The following is a 22,625-nucleotide window of genomic DNA, read 5'->3' as shown; positions in this document are numbered from 1 at the left end:
ACCGGTGAGACAGGTGCTCACAAGACGCGTCCATAGATGACGACGTCCAGCCTGTCGGCGCCGATCGGCAACGCCTGACGAAGAACTCCCTCTCGTTCGAACCCGAGCCGTTCGGCAACGGCAGCGCTACGTCTATTACCCACCGCCGTTCGAATCTCAATGCGGCGAACAGCAACGGATTCCGCGTGCTCGATCATCCGGGCACAAGCGCGAGTCACTACCCCGCGCCCCTCTGCTTCTTCGTCGATCCAGTAGCCAAGCTCGGCAGTGTGCAGACACGCATCGATTCTCAGAGATACCGATCCGATGGCCGTGTCGCCGCGCAGGATCATCCCAGGCACTGCGGACCCTGTGGCGAACTGCTCGAGCTGGAATTGTGTATACGCCGCGGTTCCCTCCAACGTCTGCTCGGTCTGAGCCCATGGCTCCCACTCGCGAAGTCGATCGAGGTTTTTGAGGGTGAGATCACGCATCTCCGTGACACTGTCCTCGGTGCGCAATACCAGCGCATATCCCTCACCCAAGTCACCGAATTTCATTCCTCCAGCCTCCCGCACCGAGATCGAATTCACCAGGCACGTCTTCACCGCGCTGATAGATTGTGCGCCATGTCGGTCTCGTTCGAATGCGCCACAGAGTCCGTGCTTGCTCCTGAACGCCTCTTCGATCTCGCACGGGACATCACCGCTCACACGGATTCCATGTCGGGTTTCCGGGAGACGGCGGTCGGTGGTGTCCACAGTGGGTTGATCGGCCTCAACGAGGACGTCACCTGGCGTGCGTGGCACTTTGGGCTACCGCTGCGAATGACAAGTCGGATCACCGCCATGAGCTCGCCGCGAAGTTTCACCGACGAACAGACGCGCGGGCCGTTTCGCTACTTCACCCACGAGCACGTATTTCGCCCGCACGGAGAAGGCACTCTCATGATTGATCGGGTGTCGTTTGCGGCGCCCCTGGGGCTCCTCGGTCGGGTAGTCGAACGCTTGGTGCTCGCCAACTACATGCGGAAACTGATCGAGCAGAGAAACGCGTTTCTGCAGAAGATCGTCCGTTAGGTGTCCCGTGACCGAAGTGCGTCACGACCCCTGAATTTCGAGGGCGAGAATGTCTCTATGAGCAGAATGCGCAAGCCGCGGCGTCCCGATGTCACGACCGTCGAGCTGGTCGGGGGAGCCGAGGCGCTCACACTCCAGCTCCACCCCTATGACGTGCGCTGGGCGGGCACCTATCTGGAACACCGGCGGCGGATCAGCGACGCTCCCACGGTAGGGGAGATCGGGATCCAGCACATCGGTTCCACCTCCGTCCCCGGACTGGCAGCGAAGCCGATCATCGACATCGTGGTCACGGTGGATGACATCACCGCTGAAGAGGACTACCTGGATGCGCTGTTGGACGCCGGATACGAACTGCGGGTCCGCGAACCGAGACATCGCCTCGTGCGCACGCCGGCACGCGACGTGAATGTGCACCTCTTCGAACACGACGATCCTGCCGTGGACGGCTACCTCCTCCTGCGTGATCATCTCCGCACCGATACGGAAGACCGCTCCCTCTACGAGAACACCAAGAGGGAACTGCTCAGCAAACGGTGGGACGACATGAACGATTACGCCGACGCCAAGACTGAGGTCGTCATGGCTATCAAAGCGCGAGCGAGGGCAGCGCGCGGACGCTGATGCCGGGTCAGCAGGTCCGGAACGGGCCGAGGGGTTCCCGCCGGAACAGTCACTCCGAGGGGGCGAGTCGAGCCAAGAGATCAGCGAGGGTCTCCCGCTCGGTTGATGTGAACAGGGAAAGAATCCGCTCCTCGGCCGCGAGGTGATCGGGGAGAACCCTGTTCAGCAGCTCATGTCCGGGCTCCGTGAGCTGCACGAGTTTTCCCCGACCGTCATCGGAGCTGGGTTTCCGGGTGATGAATCCCGCGGCCTCCAGGCGGTTCAAACGCTGCGCTACGGCGCTGCTGGAGATCATGCTGCTTGCGGCCAGCGCTGCAGGGCTGATCCGATACGGTGCACCCTGACGCGCCAGAGTCGCCAGGACGTCGAAAGTGGCGGAATCGATGCCGTGCCTTGCAAAGGTCGCCGAAAGCCGCGCGTCCACTATCGCGGCTGCACGACTCAGACGTCCGATCACGGCCATCGGTGACGGATCCAGATCGGGTCGTTCAATGCGCCACTGCTCGATGATGTGGTCAACATGATCCATGAACTCAGCTTATAGCTAAGGACTTAGCTAGTATTGCTAAGTGCTTAGCAAACGAATGTCTCTCCTCCTGGTCACCGCTGCCGCGCCCGTGATGTGGGGCACGACGTATTACACATCGACCACTTTTCTCATTGGGGGACACCCCCTCCTCACCGCCACTCTGCGCGCGCTTCCCGCGGGTGTCGTACTGCTCGGCGTCTCGCGCCAGCTGCCACACGGGGCGTGGTGGTGGAAATCGGCCGCACTGGGCATTCTCAATATCGGTGTCTTCTTTGCGCTGCTGTTCGTTGCGGCAGAACGGTTGCCCGGCGGTGTCGCTGCGGTCGTCGGCGGCATCCAGCCGCTGCTCATCGCGGTGCTCGCATCCGGCGTGCTCTCTGAGCGCGTGGGGAGCAGAGTGCTTGTCGCCGGTGCAGGAGGGTTCGCCGGGGTCGCGCTTATCGTGTTGCGCTCTCAGGCTGGCCTCGACCCCATCGGAGTGGCCGCTGCGATCGGGGGCGCGGTCTCGATGGCGATTGGAGTGGTGCTCACCAAGAAGTGGTCTGACGGTCAGTCGCCTTTGGTCACCACCGCGTGGCAACTGCTCGCCGGCGGGCTCTTCCTTGCACTGTTGACCACCGTCCTTGAGCCCCTCCCGGCGCTCGCCCCTTCGCTGAGCAACATCGCCGGCTACACGTATCTCTCGCTCGTCGGTACTGCGCTTGCCTACCTGCTCTGGTTTCGCGGCATCAAACTGCTGCCCACCCACATCCCGGCATTCCTCGGCCTGCTCAGCCCCATCGTCGCACTGACCATCGGGCTTGCCGCCGCCAACGAGACCCTGACCTGGATCCAGGGCGCAGGCGTCGCGCTCGTTTTCGCTTCCGTCACAACGGTCGTCAGTCCTTCCCGTTGCAGCCCGACGAAGCTACGAAAGAAACGGCTTTGGCATCGGCAATTTTGCCGACGCCGCTAACATCCGTTTCCGACCGGCCGATAGTGCCAGTCGTGACGGTCCAGGAACACATCAGCACCGGCGTGCCCGGAAAACCCGCGCGGGCGGTGGAAGTCTACGACTTCAGCCGGCCGACGACGCTGGCCCGTGACCACGCCAGGGTGCTGGAGCTGGCCTTCGAGACCTTCGCCCGCCAGTGGGGCACCCAGCTGACCGCCCAGGTGCGGGTGATCTCGCAGGTCACCTGCGAGCAGGTCGTGATGAGCGGCTACGACGAGTACGCGGCCTCACTGCCGGCCACGACCACCATGGTGCTCTGCACCGTCGAGGGCCTCGAAGCGCAGGCCGTCCTCCAGTTCCCATCCGCGGCGGCGCTGTTCTGGGTCGCCCACATGCTCGGCGGTACCGGGCTGCCCGCACCGCCGGAGCGCCCCTTCACCCAAATCGAACAGGCCCTCGTTCGCCGGCTGATGGACGACGCCCTCGAGGACCTGCGTTACTCGCTCGGCGGCCTGCTCACCCTGCCCATCGCGGTCGGCGGCATCCAGTACAACTCCCAGTTCGCCCAGGCCGCGGCCACCTCCGATCTGATGATCGTGGCATCCTTCATCATCAGGGTCGGCGACAAGACCACGGCGGCGACCCTGGCCCTGCCGGCCGAGGCGCTGCTTCCCCAGCTCGGCGAGCCCGGTCCGCCGGTGTCGGCCACCCCGCCGGTGGACCTGCTGCGCGCCCAGCTCGGCTGGGTGCCCGTCGATGTCTCGCTGCGCCTGGCCCACGCGCGGGTGCTGCCGAGCGCCATCCTGGCCCTCGCCGTCGGCGACGTCCTGCCGATCCCGCATCCCACCCACCGGCCGCTCGACCTGGTGGTGGATGGCCGCACTCTCGCCCGGGCTGCCGTCGGCTCCACCGGCTCCCGCCTGGCCTGCATCATCATCGACACCGAGGAAAAGACTCCATGACGATTCATAGCCCCGCCTCCGCCCAGTCACCGTCAGCCGCCCGCGGCACCGGGGTTCTCGGCTCCGGGCTCTCCGACGGCGTCGCGGGTGCGGCTGTCGACGCCCTGCTGACGGTGCTGCCCACGCCCACCGTCCTCACCGCGGCGGCCGGTTCCGGCACCGTCGTCCTCGGCCGCGCCGGGGGAGCGGTGCACGGCGCCGTCGTCGCCTCGTTCGTGGGCGCCACCTCCGCCGACCTCGCCGTGGTGCTGGCCGATCCGGGCTCCCTCGACGCGGCGGCCGGCGCCGACGGCGGACTCGTCTCACGGGAGGACATCATCCGCCCGGCCCTCGAGCGCGCCGCGGTCGTCCTCGGCCTGGGCGTACTGGGCGACGCGCGGATCGACGATGCCACGACGCTGTTCCTCGACCCGGAGACCGTGGTCTTCGATCTCACCGGCGCCGGCGTCACCTTCGGCTGGTTCGCGATCCGCCTGCGCCAGAACGGTACGGCCGTCGCGGCCGGCGACCGCACCGTGGTCGGCAACCTCGGCCGCATCAACAGCGTCGAGATGGCGCTCACCGTTGAGATCGGCCGCACCCGGATGACGGTACGCGACGTGCTCGCCCTCGAACCCGGCGCCGTCGTCGAACTGGACCGGTCCGTCGGATCGCCCGCCGACATCCTCCTCAACGGCCGGCTGATCGCCCACGGCGAGATCGTGGTCGTCGACCAGGACTACGCGGTTCGGATCACCAAGATCCTCGACGTCGCCGAGAGCCTGACCTAGGTGGACACCGTCGTCGTCGCCCTGCGAGTGATCCTGTCCCTGGCCGTCGTGCTCGGGCTGCTCTGGGTGCTGCAACGACGCCTGAGCCGGGGCGCCGGAGCGCGCGCGAACAACGTCGTCACCGTCGTGGGCCGGCAGGGCGTCGGCCAGAAGGCATCCGTGGTGGTGGTGGATGTCGACGGCCGCCGCTTCGTGCTCGGCGTCACCGAGCAGTCGATCAACGTGCTGCACGACGCCGAGACCGACCACGGCGCCGCCCGGGCGAGCCGCCCCGTGCGGGCCGGCTCCGGCAACGATCGGTCGGCGGTGGCGTTCGCCAGGTCGCTGCACGCCGCATCCGGTGGCCCGACCCTCGTGCCGCCGGAAACCGAGATGCCGGCCGACGAGCCGCCCCTCACCTTCCGTCCGCGCAAGGACCGCAGCGCCGGCGCCCGGCTCGGCGGCTCCATCCTCTCGCCGTCGACCTGGCAACAGACCGCCGCCCTGCTCCGGCCCGGCCGGTGACCACCACGAACCACCCTCCCGGCCGGTCAGAGATCGCGGCTCACGCCGCCGCCGTGCGGGAGCGGCGCCGGCGGCTGGCCCGCGTCTTCGTCATGGTGGCGCTGGTGCTCGTCATCGTCGGTGCCCTGCAGCTCCTCGTCGCCTCGACCGGGCACGCGGCGCAGCTCACCGAGCCGATCGCGCCCACCGACCCGGCCACCCCCACACCGGCCGCCACCCCCGGCGCCGGCCTGACCGTGGAGATCAACGGTCCGAACGGGGCGCCGTCCTCGGCCATCGTGACCCTGATCGGCATCACGCTGCTGTCGGTGGCGCCGGCGCTGCTGCTGATGATGACGTCGTTCACCAAGATCTTCGTGGTGCTCGCCATGACCCGCAACGCCCTCGCGCTGCCGTCGATCCCGCCGAACCAGGTGCTCGCGGGGCTGGCCCTGTTCCTGTCGCTGTTCATCATGTCGCCCATCCTCACCGACATCAACACCGACGCTCTGCAGCCCTACCTGAACGGGTCCATGACCTTCGACGACGCCGTCACGACGGGGTCGGAGCCGCTGCGCACCTTCATGCTCGCGCACACCAGGCAGGAAGACCTCGCACTGATGGTGCGCGCGTCCGACCAGCCCAACCCGGCCAACCCCGCCGCGGTGTCGCTTCTCACCCTGATCCCCGCGTTCATGATCTCCGAGCTCCGCGCGGCATTCATCATCGGCTTCGTGATCTTCATCCCGTTCCTGGTCATCGACCTGGTGGTGTCGGCCGCGCTGATGTCGATGGGCATGATGATGCTGCCTCCGGTGATGATCTCGCTGCCGTTCAAGATCCTGCTCTTCATCCTCGTCGACGGCTGGGGCCTGGTCATCACCACCCTGGTCAACAGTTACCGGGGTGGCTGATGGACTCCAACGCCGTCCTGGACATCGGCCTGCAGGCCATAGTCGTGTCCGCCAAGCTCTCCGCGCCCATCCTGATCACCGCTCTGGTTGTCGGCTTCGCCATCTCCCTCGTGCAGTCGATCACCCAGATCCAGGAGGTGACGCTCTCATTCGTGCCCAAGGCCATCGCGGTCTGCTTCGCCATGCTCATCTGCGGGCACTGGATGATCTCCGAGATCGTCTCGTTCACCACCAACCTGTTCGACAAGATCCCAGGCCTGATCGGCGGAGGCTAGGTGAACATCACCCTGGACTTCGCCTGGCTGGAGGCGGTGATGCTGGCCGGGGTGCGCATGGTCGTGTTCCTCGTCATCGCGCCGCCGTTCTCGTTCAACGCGTTCCCGCTGCGCATCAAGGGCATGCTCTCGATCGGCCTGGCCCTGGCCGTGGCCCCCAGGGTGGTGCCCGGCTACGTCTCGCCGGACACCGGAGGGTTCATTCTCGCGTTGCTGCTGGAGATCGTCGTCGGCGGGGTGCTCGGCTTCCTGGTGCTCGTGGTGTTCTCCGCGATCCAGTCGGCCGGTAACCTCATCGACCAGTTCGGCGGCTTCCAGCTGGCGCAGGGCTTCGACCCGCAGTCGATGGTCAACGGCGCCCAATTCACCAGGCTCTACCAGATGACCGCGCTGGCGCTCCTGTTCGCTTCCGGCGGCTATCAGCTGATCTTGGGCGGCCTGGCCCGCTCGTTCGCCGCGCTGCCCGTCGGCGGCGGCATCGACCTCGCCGTGCCGATGCAGGCGATCACCGCCGCCGTCGGCCAGATGCTGCTCGCTTCGGTGCAGATCGCCGGCCCGCTCATCGTGGTGCTGTTCCTCGCCGACGCGGGCCTCGGCCTCCTCACCCGGGTGGCCCCGGCGCTCAACGCCTTCGCGCTCGGCTTCCCGCTCAAGATCCTGATCACCCTCACCCTCGGCGCCGCCGGGTTCATGGCCCTGCCCGGCATCGTCGCCTCCCTCACCGACGACGCCGTCGCCGGCATGTGGGGGGTGGGCTAGATGAGCGACTCCGGCGAACGCACCGAACAGGCCACCGAGAAGCGGATGCGGGAGGTGCGCTCCAAGGGCCAGCTGGCCCGCTCGCAGGACCTCACCGCCTGGGTCGGCATCGGCGCGGCCGCGGTGATGATGCCGATGACCATCGAGGCCGGCGCAGCGGCCGGTCGGGCGCAGCTGTTCGACATCCGCGCCGTGGCCGAGGACCCCGACCCCGAGCGGGCCCTGCAGCTGCTCGGCGAGGGGCTGGGCGCAATGGGCGGCATCCTCACGCCCATGCTCGCCGTGGTCTGCGTGGCGGTGCTGGCGGGATCTGTCGCGCAGGGCGGCATCCACGTGAAGAAGATCGCCGGAAAGTACGATCAGTTCAACCCGGTCACCGGGCTCGCCCGCACCTTCGGCACCCAGGCGCTCTGGCAGGGCGTGAAGGCCCTGCTCAAGACCATCGTCGTCGGCGTGGTGCTCCTGTCGGTGATCCAGGGCCTGACCCCTGTACTGATGACCGCGGGGGGCCTGCCGGTGAACGTGCTGATCGGCGCGGCTGGGGACGGCACCGCCGCGCTGGTGCAGTCGGCGGTGATCGCCGGGCTCGTGCTGGCCGCCGCCGACGTGTTGGTCGTGATGCGGCGGAACCGCAAGCGCACCCGGATGACCAAGAAGGAGGTCACCGACGAGCACAAGAGCTCGGAGGGTGACCCGATGATCCGCTCGCAGCGTCGTGCCCGCCAGCTGGCGATGAGCCGCAACCGCATGATCGCCGCCGTCGCCACCGCCGACGTCGTGCTGATCAACCCCACCCACTTCGCCGTCGCGCTCCGGTACGAGCCCGGCAAGTCCGCACCCCGGGTCGTCGCCAAGGGCGCCGGGGTGATCGCCGCCCGCATCCGCGAGCAGGCCGAGACCGACACGGTGCCCATCGTCAGGGACATCCCGCTCACCCGGGCGCTGCACGGTGCCTGCGAACTCGGCCAGGAGATCCCGGTCGAGCTGTACAACGCCGTGGCCCGGGTGCTCGCATTCGTCCTGGCCCTGAAGACCCGCGGCTCCCGGGCCGGCGTGCACACCATGACGCATCAGACCCAGACCCAGACCCGTCCCACCCGCCCCTCGGAGGCCACCTAAGTGAACAGCACGCTCGCAAAACTCGCCGTTCCCATCGGGGTGGTCGGCATCATCCTGCTGCTGGTGGTGCCCGTCCCCGCCGGGCTGCTCGACGTTCTCATCATCGTGAACATCCTGCTCGCCCTGGTGACGCTGCTCACCACCATGTTCGTCAAGAAGCCGTTGGACTTCTCGGTGTTCCCGTCGCTGCTGCTCGTGGCGACCCTGTTCAGGCTCGGCCTCAACGTCGCCTCCACCCGGCTGGTGCTGGGGGAGGGCTATGCCGGCCAGGTGATTGCCTCGTTCGGCCACGTCGCCGTCGGCGGGTCGATCATCATCGGCGCGGTGATCTTCCTGATCCTGGTGGTCATCCAGTTCGTCGTGGTCACCAAGGGCGCCGAACGTGTCGCGGAGGTGGGCGCCAGGTTCACCCTCGACGCCATGCCCGGCAAGCAGATGGCCATCGACGCCGACCTCAACGCCGGCCTGATCACCGATGTGCAGGCCAAGGACCGGCGCGCCGAGGTCTCCGCCGAGGCCGACTTCTACGGCGCCATGGACGGCGCCTCCAAGTTCGTCAAGGGTGACGCCATCGCCGGCCTCATCATCATCATCATCAACCTGATCGGCGGAATCGCGATCGGCATGCTGCAGCGCGGCATGGAGGTCGGCGACGCTCTGAACACCTACGCCCTGCTCACCATCGGCGACGGCCTGGTCACCCAGATCCCCGCCCTGCTGATGGCCGTGTCCACCGGCATGATCGTCACCCGCTCCAACGCCGAGTCCGACATCGGTGCCACGGCGTCGGCCCAGCTCACCCAGTCGCGCACCGCGTTGATGATCGCCGGCGCCGCCGCGATCCTGATGGCGCTCATCCCCGGCATGCCGATCATCCCGTTCATCATCGTCGGCGCCGGCCTGATCATCATCTCCCAGCGGATCAAGGGCAACGAGGCCAAGGCCAAGGCCGGCGCCGCGTCGGCGGCGGCCATGGAGAGCCTCGCGCCCCGGTCGGACACCGCCGAAGACCTCATCGAGCAGATGCGCGTGCACGCGCTGGAGATCCAGCTCGCCCCCGACCTCGTCGACCTGGTCTCCGGGGCCTCCGACGACCTGCTCGCCCGGGTGCGGGCGCTTCGCCGCAAGGTCGCGATCGACCTCGGCGTGGTCGTGCCGCCGGTGCGCACGAGGGACAACATCGACCTGCCGCCGTCCACCTACGCCATCCGCATCGCCGGGGTCGAGGCCGGCCGCGGCGTCGCCCCGGCCGGCAAGGTGCTCGCTCTCGGCGACAACCTCGAGTCCCTGCCGGGCACCGCGACCGTCGAGCCGGTGTTCGGCCTGGTCGGCAAGTGGGTGCCGGGCGAGATGCGGCCCCGCGCCGAAATGGCCGGCGCCACCGTCATCGACAGGGTCTCGGTGCTCGTGACCCACCTGTCCTCGATCATCACCGGCAACGCCGCCCGGCTGCTCACCCGCGAAGACGTGCGGGTGCTCACGGATGGCGTCCGCCAGGTCAGCCCGTCGGCCGTGGACGACCTCATTCCCGGCCTGCTGTCCCTCGCCGAGGTACAGCGGGTGCTGCAGGGGCTGCTCGCCGAGCAGATCCCGATCAACGACCTGCCCCGCATCTACGAGGCCCTGTCGGTACGGGCCAAGGTCTCCGCCGATCCTGAGGGACTCGTCGAGGCGGCCCGGCAGGCGCTCGGCCCCGCGCTCACGGCCCTGTACCTGGACGGCGCGGTGCTCCGGGTGATCATGATCGAACCCGGGCTGGAACAGTCCATGCTCGAGGGCATGCGCCCCAGCGACCAGGGCAGCCAGATTCTGCTCGACCCGGTGCGGATCGACGCGATCCTCGGCTCGCTCCGCACGGCCATGGCCACCGTCGAGGCGAGTGGCCTCACGGCAGTGCTGGTCTGCGCGCCGGCACTGCGACCGGCCATTCGCCGCCTGGTGTCCGCCCAGGCCGGCGGCCTGCCGGTGTTGTCCTACGAGGAGGTCACCTCCGCGCGGGTCGCCATCGAGACCGTGGGGGTGGTCCGTGGAACCGAGACGATTGCGGCTTGAGGGCGCCACCCTGCCCGAGCTGCAGGCCCGGGTGGTCGCCGAGCATGGCGACGGTGCCCGCATCATCGCGGCCGAGCAGGTCACCGTGGGCGGCATCCGCGGCTTCTTCGCCAAACGCCACATCGAGGTGACCGTTGAGGTGCCCGCAGACGACCCCGCAGACATCCTCGCGGCGGTCCCCTCGGGGCGCCGGCGCGCAGCACACAACCGCGACGAGCTCAGCACCCGCCTCGGCATCGCGGCACTGCTCGACGATGCGGATGATGCCGAGTCGTTGTTGCACGGCGACCGGGCACCCGGGCCGACCATCGGTGGCACCGGCAGTGGTGCCGCTTCGAACAGCCCCGCTTCGACCGGCGCCGGCCCGGCCCGGCGCCGCGCCCGCCAAGCCGCAGCGTCACCGGATGTCGTGTCGACGGATACGCCGGACTTCGCCCGGCTGATGGACGAGTTGACCTTCGCGACGTCCCCCGCCCGGGCCGCCCAGCCTGTGGCTGTGCCGACGCCGGTGCCCTGGGCTGCCGTGGCGCCGACCGACGCCGCGGCGGCCGCCGCACCCCAGGATTCGGTGAAACTCACCCCGGGGGCGCCGCGGATCCTGGCCGGCCCCGGCGACCTGGTACTGCTCATCGGGCTGCACGACGATGTCCTCGAGGCCGCCCGGCTGATCTCCAACGGACCCACGGCACCGATCTTCGACGGCACCGACCACGCCGTGACCGACCGGCGGTCGGCCCTCGCCGCGCGGGCCAGGGGAGTGGAACGAGGCCGCGGCATCCTCGTGGTCCAGGGCCTGCCCGCCGGTCCCGTGGCCGCGCTGGGGGCCGACCAGGTCTGGGCCGTGGTGCACGCCGGCCGCAAGCCCTCGGACACCGCCCGTTGGGTGCGGGATGCCGGAGCCGACGTCAGCATCGACGGCATCGCGGTGCTCGGCATCGAGACCACCGCCACCCCGGGAACCGTGCGGGAACTGGGCCTGCCGATCGGCTGGCTCGCCCCTGCGCCCGCGGCGTCCGCCGGGCCGTCTGACCCGTTCGCGATAGGCTGAGCGGATGCTGGTTCTCACGCGCAAACAGGGGGAAAAGATCCTCATCGGTGACGACATCGTCATCACCGTGCTCGACGTCCGCGGCGACAGCATCCGCCTGGGCGTAGACGCCCCGCGGGGCATCTCGATCCAGCGCGCCGAGATTCTCAAGGCCGTCACCGAGGCCAACCTCGAGGCCAACCTCGCCGCGGACCGGGACGACCAGGTCGCGGCCGACCAGCTCAAGTCGAGCCTGGGCCTGCTCCCCGCCGCCCCGCCGCCGCCAGCCCAGCCCTAGCCCTAGCCCGAGCACTCCGGCCCGAGCCGAACCGCCGCCAACTGTTGCTCAAACGGACAATTGCGCCCGGCGTACCGGGCGCAATTGTCCGAACGGGCAACAGTTGTTGCTCGCGGGGCCTACTCGGCGTCGCGGCGGTCGAGTCTGGCCACGCCGATTTTCGAATCGGCCATGCCGTAGAACACGAATAGCTGCCCGTCGATCTCCTCGATCGCGGTGGGGAACACCACGTTCGGCACGATGCCGCTCGTCTCGTCGGCGGTCTCGGCCTTCAGCAACGGTTCGCTCGTGCGGCTGAGCACGGTCGTCGGGTCATCGGCGTCCAGGATCATGCCCCCGGCGGCGTAGTTCACCTTCTGCTGCTGGTCGAACGCCTTCGCGAGGATGCCCGTGACGCCGTGGTGCAGCAGCAGCCAGCCCTCCGGCACCCGCAGTGGCGCGGGGCCGCCGCCGATCTTAAGCTCCTCGAAGGCGAACTCGGGTCCGGCCAGAAACCGGTGCCCGCGCCAGAAGGTCAGAGCCGAGACATCCGTCACCGCGTCGGCGACGGGCACGTAGCTGATCCAGATGCTCTGCCGCTGGTCGGTGACGCCGGCCGGCACCCGAATGCCCTCACCGGGCTTGGTCTCGTCCAGGTCCCACATCGGCCGGTGCAGCACCGCGAAGCTCTCCACGCCGTCCGGCGCGGTGACGGGCTCGGGGAAGAACACGGTGTCCTTGTTGTGGAACAGGTTCAGGTCCATGTCCAGGGCCTCGTCGTAGGCGAACAGGGCCGGGCCGAGCCTCCGCCAGTCGCGCAGGTCCTCCGACACGGCCACCGCGGTGCGCGGGCCCAGTGGGCCGTAGGCGACGTAGGTCATCACGTGGAGGCCAAGCCGTGGCACGAAGGTGACCCTGGGGTCCTCGACGCCGGCGGTGTTCGCCCCGCGCTCCCAGCCCCGGTCGGGGGCGAGGACCACGCCCTCCCGCTCGACGCCGGTGGGCACGCCGTTCTCGATGATGACCCGGGCCAGGCCCACCCTGGAGACGTTGCCGGCGGCCACGAGCCGGGGGAGCAGGTACAGGGTGCCGTCCGGAGTGTGCCCGCTGCCGGGGTTGAGAACACCTTCGGCCTCGAGTTCGTTGCCGTCCTCCGGCGTCATGATGACGCCCATCCGGGTAAGGGTGTACGGGAAGGGTGCTGGTGTGCTCATGACTAACCTTTCACGCCCGAGCCGATGTCGCTCGAGACGAAGTGCTTTTGGAAGATGATGAAGAGGAGGACCATGGGGGCCGCCAGCACGCAGGCGCCGGCGAGGACGGCGCCGATCGGGTTCGCCGCGGTGCCCGCGATGTTGGTGAGGTAGTTCGCCAGCGAGACCGCGAGTGGTTGCAGCGAGGCTTCCTTGGTGATCAGGAACGGCCAGAGGAATTCGTTCCACGGGCCGATGAAGGTCAGCAGCACCACGGTCAGCAGCGCCGGCCGCACGAGCGGGAGCGCGATACTCCACAGGATCTTCAGCTCGCCGGCGCCGTCGATCCGGGCGGCGTCGAAGAGGGCCTTCGGCACCTGCAAGAAATACTGCCGGAACACGAGTACCGCCGTCGAGTTGATCGCGAACGGAAGGATCATGCCCGCGTAGGTGTCGGCCAGGCCGTAGTCCCTGGCGATCATCACGTAGAGCGGGATCATCAGCAGCTGGAAGGGAATCACCTGCACGAGCAGCATCAGCCCGAAGGTGACGCCGCGTCCGCGCCACTCCAGCTGCGCCAGGGCGTAGCCGACCAGCACACCGAACACGACGGTGCACAGGATGACGCCCCCGGCGAAGATCCCGGAGTTGACCAGTCCCTGGAACAGATTGATGCGGCTGTTGATGTCGACGTAGTTCTGGCCGGTGATGTTCGCCGGGTTGGGGAATGCCCCGGCGATGGTCGGGTCGGGTGCTGTCTGCAGGGAGCCGATCACCATGTAATAGAACGGGAACAGGAACAGCAGGGCACCGATGGACAGGACCACGTACCGCAGGATGTTCTGCCCCCGGCTCATGCCGTCGACCTTGCGGACGCGGGGGCGTCCGGTTCCTGCACGCACGTTTTTCGCCTTAGCGTGGTCTGCTTTGGCGAGGTCTGCTGCGACCGCCGGATTCTGTGCGTTGCTCATGAGTCGTCTCCTCCGGCCAGCTTGCGTTGGGCGAATGCCAGGATGAGCACGCCGATCACGAGGATGACCCCGATTGCGGCGGCAATTCCCGGCTCGCCCTGTTCGATGCCACGCTGGTACATGATCAGTACGGGCGACGACGAGGCCCCGTTCGGGCCACCGCCGCCGGTGAGCAGGTACGGCTCCGTGAAGAGGTTCGCGCCGGTGACCGTGGCCAGGAGCAGGACCAGCACGGTCGCAGGCCGCACGCCCGGCACGGTGATCGAGAAGAACATGCGGATCTTGCCCGCACCGTCCGTGGCCGCTGCCTCGTACAGCTCGTCGGAGACGTTCTGCAGGGCGGCCAGGTAGAGCAGGATGAAGAAACCCATCTGCTTCCAGGTGACGAAGATGGCGATCGTTGGCATCGCCAGGAGCGGGTTGATCAGCCAGGTCGGTTCAGGCGCCAGCGGACCGAGGATCTGGTTGACGAGGCCATTGCTGTTGAACAGGAACAGCCAGACGACGACGACGGCGACGCTGGCCGTCACGTACGGCACGTAGAAAGACACCCGCAAGAACGTACGGGCATGCACGACCTTGTTCAGCGCCGTGGCGAGCACCAGTGACAGCACCACGGTGAGGGGCACGTTGATCAGCAGGAATATGGCGACGTTGCCGAACGAGCGGATGATGGCCGGGTCGGTCAACACCTCCTGGAAATTCGCCAGCCCGACGAACGGTCGGTCCACTACGGCGCCGGGAGCGGCGAAGAAATAGTCGTGGAACGACATGTAGAAGGCGAAGACCAGCGGGTAGGCGAAGACCAGGAGCACGAAGAGCAGGTAGGGGGCGCTGAGCAGGAGCCCGAGGGGATTCCTTCCCAGCGGCTGGCGCCGACGGCCCCGGCGGGGGCCCCCGCCGCCAGGCCGTGCGGGCCTGGCGGCGGGGTTCGGGGTGACGCTCCCGGAGGAGACGGTCGAGGACATCAGACTTACGGCTCCGCGATCAGTTCATTGACCTTGTCTGCCGCAGCGTCGAACGCCTCGGTGACGTCGCCCTCACCGCTGATGACCGTCTTCGTCCAGGCATCCCGGAAGGCCTGCCAGGCGGCGACGGAGTTCGGCACCTGCGGCACCTCGACCGTGCGTGACGCCTGGTCACCGAACTGCTCGTAGGCCGGGTTCGCCGCGAAGTAGTCCGGGTAGACCTCGGGGAGGTCCTGGCGCAACGGCATCTGGCCGGTCAGCTCGAGCAGCTGGCCGTCTTGCTCCTCGCTGGTGGCGAATTTCAGCACATCCCAGGCCGTGGCCTGGTTCTCGCAGGCCGTGAACATACCGACGTTCTTCGCGTCACTGAAGGTGTAGGCGTCCTCAGGGGCGACGCCGGAGCTGGTGGGGAAGGGAACGGCGCCCCAGTTCACGACATCCTTGTAGACGGACACCGCCCACGGTCCCGCGCTGGCCATGGCGGCCACGCCGTCCGCGAACGAGTCACCTGTGTACTTTTCCTTGCCGGCGAGGTTCTCGGCGTATACGGTCTTCCAGAATTCGCCGACCGCGACACCCTCGTCCGAGTTGAAGGTGGCTTCGCCGTCTTCGACGAACAAGGTGCCACCGGTCTCGTTCCCGTAGGCCGGGTAGAAGTCGAACCAGCTCTGGAAGAACTCGCTCGTTGCCGACGGGTTGATGGCGTACTGCGACACGCCGGCGGAGACCAGGGTGCGCGCGGTGGCCAGGAACTCGTCGTAGGTGGCCAGCTCGGGGTTCTCCGGGTCCAGCCCGGCCGCGGCGAAGAGGTCCTTGTTGTAGAACAACATCACCGGGTTGGATTTCCACGGCATCTGGTAGAACTTGCCGTCCTCGCTCGCGTACTGCTCGGCCAGGTCGCCGGTGCGTTCCTCGATGTAGGAGTCGCCGTCCTCGAAGCTGCTGAGGTCGACCAGACCGCCCTGCTTGACGAACTGCGGCACCGCGACCGGGGCGGTGTTGAAGATCAGGCAGGGGGCATTGCCGGCGGTGATGGCGGCGCCGATGACCTCCTCGCTGCTCTTGCCGGCCGGGATCTCCTGGGCCTTGACCTGCTCGTCGGGATTGTCGGCGTTCCAGGCGTCGACCATCGCCTTGCCCCATTTGACTTCGTTCTCGTTGTTCGAATACCAGATGGTGATGTCGCCGCGTTCCGTGGCCGAACCGGAGTCGCCGCCGCTGGAACAGGCGCCCAGGGTGACGATCATGGCCGCTGAGGTGGCGGCGGCGGCCAAGAGTCGGCGGGTTGCTCGCGCACTACGGTGCGGTCTTGTGGTGCTGCTGTGCATTTCCTTCTCCATTCATGAATCCGCAGCGGCTCTGCTGCGGCATGGTGTGTAGTTGACAAGGCTCTGTGCAGGTGGGACGACTAGCGGGGTGCAGGGACGGACGCCGAGTTTCGGATGATCAGCCGGGCGGCGGGGAGGTCGACGTCGTCGGCGCTTCCGGTGCGGATGAGCCCGAGGAGCGTGGCGGCGGCCGCGCGGCCCCAGACCAGGGGAGTGGCGCCGACGGTGGTGAGTGCCGGGTACACGTACCGTGCGAATTCGATGTCGTCGAACCCGGTGATCGACACATCCTCCGGCACCCTGATGCCGAGTTCCTGGGCCACCCCGATGCCGGCGATGGCCATCGGGTCGTTGGCGAAGACGATGGCGGTGGGCGGTTCGGACTGACTGAGCAGCCGCCGTGCGGCGTCGGCGCCGGCGGCGATCGAGAAGTCGGTCTCCATGATCTGGCCGTCCCCGAGACCGGCCGCGCGCATGGCGCTGGTGAAGGCCTCCTGCCGCCGGCTGCCGTGCAGCATGGCGGGGCTGCCGGCGACATGGGCGATGCGCCGGTGGCCGAGACCGGCCAGGTGGCGCACCGATTCCGCGATGCCGTGGGTGTCGTCGATCGACACGGCGGGGAACGGGCTGGGCTGGTCGGGCCGGCCGAGGGTGACCGTGGGCAGCCCGAGGTCGGCCAGGCACTGGATGCGCGCATCGTCGATGCGCAGGTCGCTGAGGAACACCCCGTCGACACGGCCGTCCGAGACCAGGGTGCGGTAGGTCTGCAGCTCGGTCTCCTCGTCGGGCACCACGCTGAGCACCAGCGCGAGTCCCTCCGGGGCGAGAACCGTTTCGACACCGGCGATGAAGGAGGTGAAGAACGGGTCAGACCCGAGCACCTCCGGGTCACGGGCGATAACCAGGCCGAGCGCGAAAGACCGCTTCGACGAGAGCGACCTGGCGCGCAGCGACGGTGTCCAGCCGAGGGCTTCGGCCACCTGGAGGATCCTGGCCCGCGTGTCGGCCGCGACGCCGGGCCGGTCATTGAGCGCGAACGAGACGAGGCCCTTGCTGACCCCGGCCTCCCTGGCCACATCGGCAATGGTCACCTTTGCGGAGCTCTTGACCGAATCCTGGGTGGACTGCACGGGGCCTCCTCGTTGATGGCGACCGGGCCGCATCCTCGGATGCCTGAACCGGTTTAGGGCCAACCTATACCGGTTTAGTCGGCGAAGTCAAGCACTTCTCACATTGAGGCGGCGGCCGCCCGAGCCTAGGGTGAACTGCACCATGGACTGGTTCGGAACCGGGGACTACGACATCGCACGTGAGGTGTTGCAACGGGGGATCGCCGCCATCTTCCTGGTCGCGTTCGCCTCGGCCTTGGCCCAGTTCCCGGCCCTCCTGGGTGACAACGGGCTGCTGCCGGTGCGCGATTTTGTCGCGCGGGTGCCGTTCGGCCGTAGCCCGAGCCTGTTCCACTGGCGCTACTCCGACCGGCTCTGTCGCCTGGTCGCCTGGTCGGGGATCGTCCTGGCCGCTGCCGTTGTGCTGGGTCTGCCGCAGCTCGGCCCGGCCTGGCTGGTGATGATCGTGTTCCTGCTGCTCTTCGCCGGCTACCTGTCGATCGTGAACGTGGGGCAGACCTTCTACGGGTTCGGCTGGGAGAGTCTCCTGGTCGAGGCCGGTTTCGTCGTGGCGTTCCTGGGCTCTGCCGACGTCGCCACGCCGCTGCCCGTCCTGTACTTCCTGCGCTGGCTGGTGTTCAGGCTGGAGTTCGGTGCCGGCATGATCAAACTACGTGGCGGGCGGGAATGGCGTGACCTCACGGCGCTGTTCTATCACCACGAGACTCAGCCGATGCCCAACCCGGTGAGCTGGTTCGTGCACCACCTGCCCCGGTGGTTCCATCGCGGCGAGGTGCTCGCCAACCACACCGTGCAGCTCATCGCCCCGTTCCTGCTGTTCGCTCCGCAGCCTGTGGCCTCGGTTGCGGCGGGCGTCATCGTGCTCAGCCAGCTGTGGTTGGTGCTCACCGGCAATTTCGCCTGGCTGAACTGGATCACCATCGTGCTGGCCGCCGCGGCGGTCGATGACGCTGCCTTCCGGTGGGTCGGCGGGCTGTTCGTTCCGGCCCTGCACGCGCCGGAGTCGGCGGCCGCGGCGGGGGAGCAGCCGGCTTGGTTCGTGGTTGTGGTGCTCGCCGTGACTCTCGGCCTGCTGGTGCTCAGCTACTGGCCGGCCCGCAACCTGCTGCGCCGCCGGCAGCTCATGAACGCGAGCTTCAACCCGTTCCACCTGGTGAACGCCTACGGTGCGTTCGGCACCGTCACGAAGGAGCGGTTCGAGGTGGTCGTCGAGGGCAGCGACTCCGCCGACCCGCGGGACCCCACGGCCTGGCGGGCCTATGAGTTCCGCGGCAAGCCCGGTGACGTGGCCCGGGTGCCAGGGCAGTTCGCGCCGTACCACCTGCGGCTGGACTGGCTGATGTGGTTCCTGGCCCTCGGGTCACGCGAGTCCCGGTGGTTCGAGGTATTCCTGGCCCGGCTGTTGCAGGGCGACCGCGCCACCCTGCGGATGCTCGCGCACAATCCGTTCGCCGCGGCGCCGCCGCGCTATGTGCGTGCCCGGGTGTTCCTGTACAGGTTCAGCACGCCGGCCGAACGCCGGGCCGAGCACGTCTGGTGGGTGCGTAGTGAGGTGGGCACCCTGGTGCCGCCCGTGCGGCTGCCGGCCGACACCGAGGACGGCAGCGCGTCGTGACACGGCCTGGCTGGGCGGCCCGGCCGCTCAGTGCCCGCGCAGCTCCTCGATCTCGCGGCGCTCACGCTTAGTGGGCCGGCCGGCGCCGCGGTCGCGCATCGGCACCAGGGCCAGCTCCTCGCGTGGTGGCGGTGGCGGTGTGTTGTCCACGAAGCACTCGGCGGCCACGCTCGGACCCACCCGCTTGACGATGATCCGCGACACCACGAGAACCCTGTCGAAGCCGTTGGCCCGGATCCGCACCTCGTCGCCGGGCTTGATGGATTGGGCGGACTTGGCCCGTTCCCCGTTCACCCGAACGTGCCCGGCCCGGCAGGCTGCAGTGGCCTGCGAGCGGGTCTTGTACATCCGCACCGCCCAGGCCCAGCTGTCCACCCGTGCACTGCTCAACTCCATGCCTAGACTCTACGCGGGCCAGGGCTCTGGGTCAGCGCAGCACGACCCAGAGGATGAGCAGCATGGTCACCAGGAACCCCGTGAAGAAATTCAGCCGCAGGAACCGTTTCCAGCCGTTGTTGGCCCGTTCGGACTCGGCGTCGCTGATCGACCGGTACGGCCAGGCGGCGAGAACGTAGGGGATCACCAGCAGTGCGGCGAGCGGCCCCGGCCAGTCGGTGACCAGCATCAGCACCCCGGCCAGCAGCCAGAAACCGATGGCCAGGCGCACGGTCTGCGCGGCACCGAACGCCGTCGCGATCGAGCTGATACCGCCCTGCCGGTCGGGTTCGACATCCTGCACGGCACCGAAGGCGTGGCTGGCGATGCCCCAGAAGAAGAACGCCGCCAGCACCGCGACGAGGTCTGGCGTGACCAGGGCGCCCGCCACGGCGAGCCCGTACACTGCCGGGCTCACGAAGTGGATGCTCGAGGTGACCGAGTCCAGCACCGGCCGCTCCTTGAAGCGCAGCCGGGGTGCCGAGTACGCGACCACGGCGAAGAGGCTGATCATCAGCACCAGCCAGGACCCGGGGTTCGCGCCGGCGAGCACGAGCATCAGCAGGAGTACCGGCACCGCCGTCGCGACGCCCGAGATCAGCACCGTGCGGTGCAGGCTCTGTTCGAGCATGGCGCCCTCGACGCCGCCCTTCCGGGGGTTGCGAAGGTCGGATTCGTAGTCGAAGACGTCGTTGATGCCATACATGAGCAGGTTGTAGGGAATCAGGAAAAACAGGGTCCCCACCACCAGCAGCGCGTCGATGCGGCCCGTCGTGACGACGTAGGCGGCGGCGAACGGGAAGGCCGTGTTGATCCAGCTCAGCGGGCGGGACGACAGCAGCACCTGCCGAAAGGTGTGGCCGAGTCCGGCCGCCGCGGCGCCGGTGGGGGGAATCGACTCGGTCATTCGTCCTGCTCCGATCGTGGGGTGGTCCGGCGGCGTATGGGCGGCCGGGTGTCGCCGCCGAGCAGCGACCAGACGGCCGGAAGCAGCAGGGCCGCTGCCACCGGATACGCAAAGTCTTCCACTGGCGCGATTCCCACGAACACTCCGGAGATCAGGGCCGGGTCGTACGCGACGAGCCCCACCCCGATCATGATGTTATCGAAGACCGCGGTGAGCACGAGCACAGCGACCAGGGCGAGCCCGGATGCGGCGTAGAGCCGTCTGGAGGCCGGCCGCCGCCACAGGGCCGCGGCAGCCGCCAGCACCGCGAGGCCGAGGAAGATCGTGTTCAGCGTCAGGTAGTTCACGCGGGGTGCCGCCGCTCCAGCAGCATCCGCGCGCCCTGCAGGGCATTCATGAACAGGTAGCAGAGGAAGGTCAGGAAGAAGACCTCTTCGATCGGCAGCTCGGGGGCCACCTGCAGACCGGTCATGAAGACGGTCTCGCCGCGGTAGAAGATGCCGGTACCGATCCCGACCAGGTCCCAGGCCAGGAAGAACAGCACCCCCGCCGCGAGCACGACGGCCGCGGCGCGGGGCGCCCGCCAGAAGAACAGGCCGAACCGGCGGTCGAGCACGACCATCCCGGTCAACGACACCAGCAGGGCAAGCAGATACGCGAAACCCGGCATCAGTGCAGAACGGCGGCCAGGGGCTCGGGCAACGGCCCGGTGCTCACGTCCCCACGAATCCGCTTGAGCAGGATCTCGGCGCTGATCAGGCACATCGGCAGGCCGATGCCGGGGATGGTGGTGCCACCGGCGTAGTACAGGCCGTCGATGTGCTTGGACACATTGGTGCCGCGGAAGAACGCGCTCTGCTTGAGGGTATGCGCCGGTCCCAGCGCCCCGCCCTTCCACGAGTTGAGGTCGTCGGCGAAGTCGGCCGGCCCGATGGTGCGCCGCACCAGGATGCGCTCGGCGAGGTCGGGGATGCCGGCCCACTCGGCCAGCTGGCCGATCGCGGCATCCGCGATGCCCTCGACAGCGGCCGAACCGGCGCCGTCGATGCCACCGTGGCCGATGCCGGTGTCGGCGGGCACCGGGATGAGTAGGAACATGTTGCTGGCACCGTCGGGCGCCACCCCGGGGTCGGTAGCGCTCGGCAGGCAGGCGTAGAACGACGCCGGGTTGGGCACCGAGGTCTCCTTGCCGAAGATGCGGTCGAAATTGTCGGCCCAGTCCTCGGTGAAGAACAGGGTGTGATGAGCGAGCTTGGGCAGCTCGCCGCTCACGCCGAGCAGCACCAGCACGGCGCCGGGGCCCGAGGTGCGCTTCTGCCACCAGCGCTCCGGGTAGGTCTGCTTGGCCGGTTCGACCAGCTCGGTTTCGGTGTGGTGCAGGTCGGCGGCCGAGACGACCAGATCGGCATCCAGTCGCACCGTCGCACCGGCCGCGTTGGTGTATGTGACACCCTCGACGGCGGCCTTGGCGCGCCGGCCGGCAGGGGTGGGCCCGCTGCGGATGGCCTGCACGGTGGCACCGATTTCGATGGTGACGCCCTCCGCTCGGGCCAGATCCACGATGCTCTGGATGAGCCGGCTGAAGCCGCCCTGCGGGTAGAGCACACCGTCGGCCAGGTCGAGGTGGCTCATCAGGTGGTACATCGACGGGGTCCGGTCGGGCGAGGAGCCGAGGAACACAGCCGGGTAGCCGAGGATCTGGCGGATGCGCGGGTCGCGGAAGTAGCCGGCAACGAATTTGTCCAGCGGCTGCAACAGGAGGCGGCCGAGCCGGCCCATCCTGGAGAGCACGTCTTGCACCAGCAGGGGCTTGAACGAGGCGAAGCTCGTGTACAGAAACCTGTCCACGGCCATGTCGTAGGTTTCCTTGGCGCTGGCCAGGTACTTCTCCAGGCGGGCGCCGGCACCGGGTTCGAGGCTCTCGAACAGACGGATGTTGTCGGCCCGCTCCGTGCGCACATCCACGGGCTCGGTGTCCGATTCGAAGAACACCCGATAGCCGGGGTCGAGGCGGGTCAGCTGAAACTGCTCGGCCGCGCTCGTGCCCATCAGCCGGTAGAAGTGCTCGAACACCTCCGGCATGAGGTACCAGGACGGACCGGTCTCGAAGCGGAAACCTTCGGCCTCCCAGAAGCCGGCCCGGCCGCCGAGCGTGTCGTGGGCCTCCAGCAGGGTGACCTGGTGGCCCTCCCTGGCCAGGAGTGCCGCGCTGGCCAGGCCCGCGATGCCGCCCCCGATCACCACAGTCCTGGTCGGCGCGTGTGTGGCCGGCGCTGTTCTGGTCGGGGCGGGGCG

Annotated in this window: 26 protein-coding genes; 14 read left to right on the top strand and 12 right to left on the bottom strand. The window is 68.3% G+C overall.

Features of this window, described 5'->3' with window-relative positions; translation table 11 throughout:
- Positions 1-17: 17 nt before the first annotated feature.
- Positions 18-539, bottom strand: a complete 522-nt coding sequence (locus tag E3T19_RS13380; protein WP_088456008.1) for a GNAT family N-acetyltransferase — start codon at positions 537-539, stop codon at positions 18-20.
- A gap of 69 nt (positions 540-608) precedes the next feature.
- Between E3T19_RS13380 and E3T19_RS13375 the strand changes: the two genes are divergently transcribed.
- The gene (locus tag E3T19_RS13375; RefSeq protein WP_088456009.1) at positions 609-1,058 is read left to right on the top strand and encodes an SRPBCC family protein; all 450 of its coding nucleotides are present in this window, start codon (positions 609-611) and stop codon (positions 1,056-1,058) included.
- A 57-nt stretch (positions 1,059-1,115) separates the two neighbouring features.
- The gene (locus E3T19_RS13370) at positions 1,116-1,682 is read left to right on the top strand and encodes a GrpB family protein (RefSeq protein ID WP_166788876.1); all 567 of its coding nucleotides are present in this window, start codon (positions 1,116-1,118) and stop codon (positions 1,680-1,682) included.
- Positions 1,683-1,731: 49 nt separating this feature from the next.
- On the opposite strand, the gene E3T19_RS13365 is transcribed toward E3T19_RS13370, so the two are convergent.
- Positions 1,732-2,211 (bottom strand): MarR family winged helix-turn-helix transcriptional regulator, encoded by a 480-nt coding sequence (locus tag E3T19_RS13365; RefSeq protein WP_088456011.1) that lies wholly within the window; start codon positions 2,209-2,211, stop codon positions 1,732-1,734.
- A 55-nt stretch (positions 2,212-2,266) separates the two neighbouring features.
- Here E3T19_RS13365 and E3T19_RS13360 point away from each other — a divergent pair, with 55 nt between their 5' ends.
- From E3T19_RS13360 to csrA, 11 genes are all read left to right on the top strand, one after another.
- A complete protein-coding gene (locus E3T19_RS13360; protein WP_103479136.1) occupies positions 2,267-3,166 on the top strand; it encodes an EamA family transporter in 900 nt (299 codons plus the stop codon).
- Between the two features lie 32 nt (positions 3,167-3,198).
- The gene (locus tag E3T19_RS13355; RefSeq protein WP_241980221.1) at positions 3,199-4,107 is read left to right on the top strand and encodes a flagellar motor switch protein FliM; all 909 of its coding nucleotides are present in this window, start codon (positions 3,199-3,201) and stop codon (positions 4,105-4,107) included.
- On the top strand, positions 4,104-4,877 hold the full coding sequence (fliN, locus tag E3T19_RS13350) for a flagellar motor switch protein FliN (RefSeq protein ID WP_103460648.1): 774 nt from the start codon (positions 4,104-4,106) through the stop codon (positions 4,875-4,877). The genes E3T19_RS13355 and fliN overlap by 4 nt, the downstream gene beginning before the upstream one ends.
- Positions 4,878-5,381, top strand: a complete 504-nt coding sequence (gene fliO, locus E3T19_RS13345; protein ID WP_088456014.1) for a flagellar biosynthetic protein FliO — start codon at positions 4,878-4,880, stop codon at positions 5,379-5,381.
- Between the two features lie 92 nt (positions 5,382-5,473).
- Positions 5,474-6,274: a flagellar type III secretion system pore protein FliP gene (fliP, locus tag E3T19_RS13340; RefSeq protein ID WP_088457969.1), complete on the top strand. Its 801-nt coding sequence runs from the start codon at positions 5,474-5,476 to the stop codon at positions 6,272-6,274.
- Complete coding sequence (gene fliQ / locus E3T19_RS13335; protein ID WP_088456015.1) at positions 6,274-6,549, top strand: flagellar biosynthesis protein FliQ; 276 nt, start codon at positions 6,274-6,276, stop codon at positions 6,547-6,549. The genes fliP and fliQ overlap by 1 nt, the downstream gene beginning before the upstream one ends.
- Complete coding sequence (locus E3T19_RS13330; protein WP_088456016.1) at positions 6,550-7,308, top strand: flagellar biosynthetic protein FliR; 759 nt, start codon at positions 6,550-6,552, stop codon at positions 7,306-7,308. It begins immediately after the preceding gene.
- The gene (locus tag E3T19_RS13325) at positions 7,309-8,427 is read left to right on the top strand and encodes a flagellar biosynthesis protein FlhB (RefSeq protein WP_134409061.1); all 1,119 of its coding nucleotides are present in this window, start codon (positions 7,309-7,311) and stop codon (positions 8,425-8,427) included. It abuts the gene before it with no gap.
- Positions 8,428-10,479, top strand: coding sequence for a flagellar biosynthesis protein FlhA (locus E3T19_RS13320; RefSeq protein ID WP_134409060.1), 2,052 nt, complete (start codon positions 8,428-8,430; stop codon positions 10,477-10,479).
- Positions 10,454-11,527: a hypothetical protein gene (locus tag E3T19_RS13315; RefSeq protein WP_134409059.1), complete on the top strand. Its 1,074-nt coding sequence runs from the start codon at positions 10,454-10,456 to the stop codon at positions 11,525-11,527. The genes E3T19_RS13320 and E3T19_RS13315 overlap by 26 nt, the downstream gene beginning before the upstream one ends.
- Positions 11,528-11,531: 4 nt before the next feature.
- Positions 11,532-11,804: a carbon storage regulator CsrA gene (gene csrA / locus E3T19_RS13310; protein ID WP_088456020.1), complete on the top strand. Its 273-nt coding sequence runs from the start codon at positions 11,532-11,534 to the stop codon at positions 11,802-11,804.
- A gap of 119 nt (positions 11,805-11,923) precedes the next feature.
- On the opposite strand, the gene E3T19_RS13305 is transcribed toward csrA, so the two are convergent.
- The 5 genes from E3T19_RS13305 to E3T19_RS13285 form a co-directional block, all read right to left on the bottom strand.
- Entirely contained in the window at positions 11,924-12,997 is a 1,074-nt protein-coding gene (locus tag E3T19_RS13305; protein WP_134409058.1) for a glycosidase, read from the bottom strand.
- A 2-nt stretch (positions 12,998-12,999) separates the two neighbouring features.
- A complete protein-coding gene (locus E3T19_RS13300) occupies positions 13,000-13,833 on the bottom strand; it encodes a carbohydrate ABC transporter permease (protein WP_198415035.1) in 834 nt (277 codons plus the stop codon).
- A gap of 110 nt (positions 13,834-13,943) precedes the next feature.
- On the bottom strand, positions 13,944-14,915 hold the full coding sequence (locus E3T19_RS13295) for a carbohydrate ABC transporter permease (RefSeq protein ID WP_088456022.1): 972 nt from the start codon (positions 14,913-14,915) through the stop codon (positions 13,944-13,946).
- A gap of 5 nt (positions 14,916-14,920) precedes the next feature.
- Entirely contained in the window at positions 14,921-16,243 is a 1,323-nt protein-coding gene (locus tag E3T19_RS13290) for an extracellular solute-binding protein (RefSeq protein ID WP_134409057.1), read from the bottom strand.
- 80 nt (positions 16,244-16,323) lie between these two features.
- Positions 16,324-17,373: a LacI family DNA-binding transcriptional regulator gene (locus tag E3T19_RS13285; protein ID WP_240632442.1), complete on the bottom strand. Its 1,050-nt coding sequence runs from the start codon at positions 17,371-17,373 to the stop codon at positions 16,324-16,326.
- Between the two features lie 142 nt (positions 17,374-17,515).
- Here E3T19_RS13285 and E3T19_RS13280 point away from each other — a divergent pair, with 142 nt between their 5' ends.
- Positions 17,516-18,988 carry a lipase maturation factor family protein gene (locus E3T19_RS13280; protein WP_134409055.1) on the top strand — a complete coding sequence of 491 codons (1,473 nt, stop codon included), beginning with the start codon at positions 17,516-17,518 and terminating at the stop codon, positions 18,986-18,988.
- 27 nt (positions 18,989-19,015) lie between these two features.
- Here E3T19_RS13280 and E3T19_RS13275 read toward each other — a convergent pair whose 3' ends face one another.
- The 5 genes from E3T19_RS13275 to crtI are packed head-to-tail and all read right to left on the bottom strand — an operon-like array spanning position 19,016 to position 22,574.
- Positions 19,016-19,384 carry an RNA-binding S4 domain-containing protein gene (locus tag E3T19_RS13275; RefSeq protein WP_088456025.1) on the bottom strand — a complete coding sequence of 123 codons (369 nt, stop codon included), beginning with the start codon at positions 19,382-19,384 and terminating at the stop codon, positions 19,016-19,018.
- Between the two features lie 31 nt (positions 19,385-19,415).
- Positions 19,416-20,330, bottom strand: coding sequence for a prenyltransferase (locus E3T19_RS13270; protein ID WP_088456026.1), 915 nt, complete (start codon positions 20,328-20,330; stop codon positions 19,416-19,418).
- A complete protein-coding gene (locus tag E3T19_RS13265; protein ID WP_088456027.1) occupies positions 20,327-20,677 on the bottom strand; it encodes a lycopene cyclase domain-containing protein in 351 nt (116 codons plus the stop codon). Before E3T19_RS13265 ends, E3T19_RS13270 begins: the two co-directional genes overlap by 4 nt.
- Positions 20,674-21,000 carry a lycopene cyclase domain-containing protein gene (locus E3T19_RS13260; RefSeq protein WP_134409054.1) on the bottom strand — a complete coding sequence of 109 codons (327 nt, stop codon included), beginning with the start codon at positions 20,998-21,000 and terminating at the stop codon, positions 20,674-20,676. Before E3T19_RS13260 ends, E3T19_RS13265 begins: the two co-directional genes overlap by 4 nt.
- Complete coding sequence (gene crtI / locus E3T19_RS13255) at positions 21,000-22,574, bottom strand: phytoene desaturase family protein (protein ID WP_134409053.1); 1,575 nt, start codon at positions 22,572-22,574, stop codon at positions 21,000-21,002. The genes E3T19_RS13260 and crtI overlap by 1 nt, the downstream gene beginning before the upstream one ends.
- Positions 22,575-22,625: the final 51 nt, after the last annotated feature.

This window comes from Cryobacterium sp. TMT4-31 (assembly GCF_004403385.1).
In the GTDB taxonomy this organism is placed as follows: Bacteria; Actinomycetota; Actinomycetes; order Actinomycetales; family Microbacteriaceae; genus Cryobacterium; species Cryobacterium zongtaii.
This window is presented reverse-complemented; position numbering and strand designations above follow the sequence as displayed.